Raw genomic sequence first — 5,270 nt, 5'->3', positions numbered from 1 at the left:
GCTCGCAGGGGCGTGGCGGGTCAGGTTCCGACGCTCGCCTCGGCCGTCTCCTTGGCCCAGGAACGGTCGACCTTCCCGCTGGCAGTGCGCTGCACGGCCTCGACGCGGATGATCGCCTTGGGCAGTTTGTAGCGGGCGATGTACTCGCTCGCGGCCGCCTTCAGGTCCTCGTCGGTGACTGAGGCTCCCTCGGCCAGGGCGATCAGCGCGGTCACCTCCTGGCCCCATCGTGCGCTGGGCCGGCCGGTCACTGCGGCGTCGGTGACCTGGGGGTGTGACAAGAGGGCTTCCTCCACCTCCTCGGCGAAGACTTTCTCGCCACCGGTGTTGATGGTCGTCGCGTCCCGGCCGAGCATCTCGATCAGCCCGTCCGCGCGCAGTTTCGCCCGGTCGCCGGGTACCGACCACCGCACCCCGTCGGCCCAAGTGAACGTCGCCTCGGTCTTGCCCTGGTCGCCGAGGTAGCCGAGCGGGATGGCGCCCGACTTGGCGAACCACCCCGCCTCCTGGTGCCCCGGCTTCTCCACTCGGGTGCGGCTGCCGTCCAGCACCTTCGTGGTTTCGGCGGGCTCGAAGACCCCGGGCTCCAGCTGCGACCCGCCGACACCGTCGCGCCGCCGCATACCGGCACCGGTCTCGGACGAACCGTTGAACTCGAACAGCTTCATGTGCGGGAGCAGGGCGGCGAGCCGTTGCCTGCTCCTCGCCGTCAGCGCGGCGCCCCCGCTCAGGACGACCCGGAGACTGGAGGCGTCGTACGTGCCCCGCTCCAGCTCGTCGCAGAGCGGACGGGCGTACGCCTCACCGATCATCAGGGTGATGGTGGCCTTCTCCCGTTCGACGACCGACCAGTAATAGGCCGGGTCCAGATGGCCCTCGCGTGTGCCGAAGACGACCGTCTCCCCGTGGGTGAGGGTGGTCAGCGCACTGCTGTGTCCAGAGCCGTGCATCAGCGGCGCGGCCACCAGCATGGCGCCCCGGGCGGCGGAGGCCGCGAAGGCGGCGATCTCCTCGGCGCTCTCCATGGCCCGGGTCCGGGCCCGTACCACCAGCGCGTTCCAGAAATCGGCCTGGCGCCACAGCACACCCTTGGGCATCCCGGTGGTGCCGCCCGTGTAGACCACGTAGACGTCGTCCGGGCTCTGGACGGCGGGCAGCGCGGTGGGATCGGCCGCCGCGAGTTCCGCCTCGTAGTCGAGCGCCCCTTCCAGCAGCGGTCGGCCCGAACCGTCCGGTACCTGGATCAGCAGCGGCCTGCGGTCCAGCGTGGGCAGCGTCTCGGCGACCAGGGGGGCGAACGCGGCCTGGTAGACGAGGGCGGATGCGTCCGCGTCGTTCAGCACGTACCGCAACTCCTGCGGCACGTATGAATAGTTGAGATTGAGCGGTGCGGTACGGGCGGCGTAGCCGCCAAGGCTCGCCTCCAGGTATTCCGCGCGGTTGTACATCAGCAGCGCCACGGTGTCCTGGCCGAGTTCCCAGGGCCGGAGATCCTCGCGGGGTGTGTGGAGGCCCAGCCCCCGGGCGGCGATGGCGGCGCCGAACCGGCGTGATCGGTCGGCGAGTTCGGCGTATGAGAATCGCCGTTCACCGTCCACGACCGCGGTGCGCTCCGGAACTGCCGTGGAGACGGCTTCGAATACCTGCCAGATGTTGTGCTCCATGGTGGGGAATCTTGACCCCCGTCGCCGATTAAGTAAAGAGGCGTTATGGGATTGGAGGCTCGTGTGCGTTGAGTGTGGCACCTGGGCGGTCCCGGCTTCCCCAGGTGGGACCGGGGGGAAGCCGTCACCGGCGCCGCTTCTCCGGCAAGTGAAGAATCGTTCGCGGTCTCTGTTGTGTCCCTACGGCGGGCCGTCGCCAGTGGCGCACAGGCTCTCGCTCGCGAAGGGTGGCCGCCCGCCGCCGCGCGAGCGGATCGGGCCCCCGCCGCACCGGGTGAACGGCCTACGGGCCGAGCCTTCCGGCAGGGCGGCCGATCCCATCGGAGCCTCCTTCTGAACTGCGAGTTCCCCCGCGCCGGTGGCCACACCGCCGACGCGGGCGGCCGCGCGGGGGTGGAGAGCCGAGGTGTCCGCGGAGGCGGTGAGTTCCCGGGGCGGGGTGCGGCCATGAGAGCCGGCCGCGGCCCCGACGATTACAGGGGAGCGGAGCCTTGACACCCATGAGCCCATGTGTGAATCATCGTTTTGCGCTCAGCGTGCCAAGGTCGGCCACTCACCAGCGAGGCCCGAGCGCTGAGTATTCGAGTGGTTAGGGGCGGTTGATGTCCGCTGCAACAGAACAGAACCCCGAGAGGGGCACCGTGGTAACTGATCAGCGGGCCGTGAAGGTCCGCATCGACGACGTCGGCAAGCGGTTCATGGGCGGTACGTCCGAGATCACCGCTCTGGACGGTGTGTCGTTCGAGTTCTACGAGCGTGAGTTCATCACACTCCTGGGGCCTTCCGGATGCGGTAAGTCGACACTCCTCCGGATCATGGCAGGTCTGGATCGGCCCTCCCAGGGGGAGGTGGTGATGTACCAGGGAGACGACCGAGAGGTCCAGACCTCCATCGTCTTCCAGGACTACAGCATTCTTCCGTGGAAGACGGTCGAGGCGAATGTCGCCTTCGGGCTGCGGATGCGTGGGCACACCCGGCGGGAGGCTTTCGAACTGGCGCGTGAATGGCTCGCGAAGATGAAGCTCACGGGCTTTGAGAAGGCGTATCCGGCGCAGCTGTCGGGTGGAATGAAGCAGCGCGTGGCGCTGGCGCGGGCTCTGGCGCTCGATCCGGCCCTGCTCCTGCTGGACGAGCCGTTCGCCGCGCTGGACGCGCAGATGCGGGTGATCCTCCAGGAGGAGTTGCTGCGGCAGTGGGAGTCGGATCTGTCCCGGACGGCTCTGGCGGTCACCCACGACCTCGACGAGGCGATCCTCCTCAGCGACCGGATCGTTCTGATGTCGGCGCGACCGGGCCGGGTCAAGCAGATCTTCGACGTCGCCATCGAACGCCCTCGTGATCCCTCGGTGCGGCACTCGCCGGAGTTCGTGAGACTGCGTCAGGAGATCTGGCTGAGTCTGCGCGAGGAGGTCACGCCCGACCGGGCCGTGGTCGGCGCGGCGAGGGTGGTGACGCGGTGAGAACCGCCGAGCGTGTCGTGGAAGGGACTCCGCCCCCGGGTTCCGGGAAGCGGTCCGGCCCACTGGTCATCCGGCCCACTCAGGCGGAGCTGGAGCCGCGCCGAAGCCAGGCGCGGCGCCGCCGGATGTCGGTGGTCCTGGGCTTTGTGACCCCGGTCGTCCTGTTCGGCTTCTGGCAGATCGCCGCGACCAACAACTGGATCGACGTCCGGTTCTTCCCTGCCCCGAGCAAGATCGGCCAGGATGCCTGGGCGCTCCTGACCGACGGCACCCTGATGGAGCACGTCACGACGACCATGCGCCGCGTGGTGTTCGGCTATGTGCCGGGCGTCGTCCTCGGCATCGCGTTCGGCCTGCTGCTGGGGACACTGCCGATCGTGAGCGCGCTGTTCCGGCCGACGGTCAACGGCGCCTTCACCATCCCCAAGCTCGGCATCTTTCCGCTGCTGCTGCTGATTCTCGGCATCGGCGACAGTTCCAAGGTCGCCCTGGTCGTCTGGGGAGTGTTCCTGATGGTGACCATCGCCACCAGCGACGCCTGTGTGTCGGTGCCGTCCAGCATGTTCGATGTCGGCAAGGCGTTCAAAGTGGGGTACGTCCGCCGACTGTTCGAGATCGTGCTCCCGGCGTCGCTGCCGCAGATCTTCACCAGCCTTCGGCTCTCGATGGGCGTGTCGATCCTCGTGGTGATCGCCACCGAGTTCATCGCCGCCGACGCGGGTGTCGGCTATCTGATCTGGCACTCCTGGAGCATCTTCCAGCCCGCCCCCATGTACGTCGGCATCGTGGTGTCGGCGCTGATCGGAGTGGTCTCGGTCGCCGTGATCGGCATCGCCGAGAGGCTCTGTACGCCGTGGGCGCGGAGCGAGCGCACCCGCCGCGCCCTGATGTAGCCAACCCGGCCGTCGCGACCGGCTCTGTCGCCCCCCGGCGCCCCGGTCCGGTCGAGCACACTGCGGCTCGATCCCTCATGTCTGTCCCACACGGCGTCCGTGCCGGCCGCCGTGCTGGTCCGGCGCGCCCTGACGGCGCCCGTTCAGGAAAAGGATGTTCGTGCAATGAAGAGATATGTGAGCGCGGCGGCAGGCATGGTCCTCCTCGCGGCCGTCGCCGGGTGCGGAGCGCCCGACGACAGCGGCAGTGGCACGGTCAAGGCCGACGGCGACACCTGCAAGCCGCTGACCAAGACCGAGAAGGTCGTCATCGGGGGGTCGAGTTCACTCGGCTACGGGACCTCCGTCCAGGCCAGGGCCGGCGGCCACTACACGGCGGAGAAGCTGGAGGTCGAGACGAAGAACTTCGCCACCACACAGGACACCATCGCCCTGGTCGCGCGGGGGGAGATCGATGCCGCCCTCGGCGGCTTCTCGGCGAACCTGTTCTCCGCGATCAGCCAGGGGATGGACGTACGGCTGGTGTCCTCGAACGGCATGGCCACCGCCGAGAACCCGCCCTCCGGAGTCTTCGTCCGCAAGGATCTCGTGGACAGCGGGAAGGTCGAGGACATCGCGGATCTGAAGGGCCGTTCGCTCGGCTTCACGGGTACGACCGGCAGTCCGGCGTCCTTTCTCGTCAGTACGCTCCTCGGCGGTGGCGGCCTCAAGCTGACCGACGTCAAGGCCACGAAGATCTCCAGCTCGGACGCCGAGGCCGCGATGGGCAACAAGCGCATCGACGCGAGCTTCGCCACCACCCCGTACGCCACCTCCATCGTCAAGAACGGCGCCGGGGTGCGGATCGGCGACTACAAACTCGTCGCGAACGTCAGTACGGGCGGTATCGTCCTCGGCCCGAACCTGCTGAAGAAGCGGCCCGATGTGGCGTGCGCCCTTCTGCGGGCGAACGTCCTGTCGGCCCGCGAGGCGCTGGGGCCCGGATACAGCAAGCGGGCCGAAACCGTCGAGGCATTCGTCAAGTACGCGGACTTCCCCAAGGAGTTCGTGGAGAGTTCACCCGAGTACGTGTACGACCCGACCCTGGACATCCCGCCCGCGTCCATGGAAGCCATGCAGAAGGTGTTCATCGAACAGGGCGCTCTCGATCTGGACGCCCCGCTGCCCTACGAGAAGGTTGTCGATGTCGGCCTCCGTAAGGCGATGGTCGCCTCCCTCGACAAGAAGCCTTCACGGTAGGCGGTCGCGGGCCC

General features: G+C 68.3%; 4 protein-coding genes. 3 read left to right on the top strand and 1 reads right to left on the bottom strand.

From position 1 onward, the window contains the following. Positions 1-20: 20 nt before the first annotated feature. Entirely contained in the window at positions 21-1,664 is a 1,644-nt protein-coding gene (locus ACWF94_RS32620; protein ID WP_453496797.1) for an AMP-binding protein, read from the bottom strand. A 602-nt stretch (positions 1,665-2,266) separates the two neighbouring features. Here ACWF94_RS32620 and ACWF94_RS32615 point away from each other — a divergent pair. The 3 genes from ACWF94_RS32615 to ACWF94_RS32605 all read left to right on the top strand — a co-directional run bounded on the left by ACWF94_RS32615 (position 2,267) and on the right by ACWF94_RS32605 (position 5,256). After that, positions 2,267-3,124 (top strand): ABC transporter ATP-binding protein, encoded by an 858-nt coding sequence (locus ACWF94_RS32615; protein WP_453496794.1) that lies wholly within the window; start codon positions 2,267-2,269, stop codon positions 3,122-3,124. Next, a complete protein-coding gene (locus ACWF94_RS32610) occupies positions 3,121-4,017 on the top strand; it encodes an ABC transporter permease (RefSeq protein WP_453496791.1) in 897 nt (298 codons plus the stop codon). The genes ACWF94_RS32615 and ACWF94_RS32610 overlap by 4 nt, the downstream gene beginning before the upstream one ends. Positions 4,018-4,182: 165 nt before the next feature. Next, entirely contained in the window at positions 4,183-5,256 is a 1,074-nt protein-coding gene (locus tag ACWF94_RS32605) for an ABC transporter substrate-binding protein (RefSeq protein WP_453496788.1), read from the top strand. Positions 5,257-5,270 lie beyond the last annotated feature (14 nt).

The organism is Streptomyces sp. NPDC055078 (genome assembly GCF_053607985.1).
Note: the sequence above shows the minus strand (reverse complement) of the source record. Positions and strands in the feature narration are given on the sequence as shown.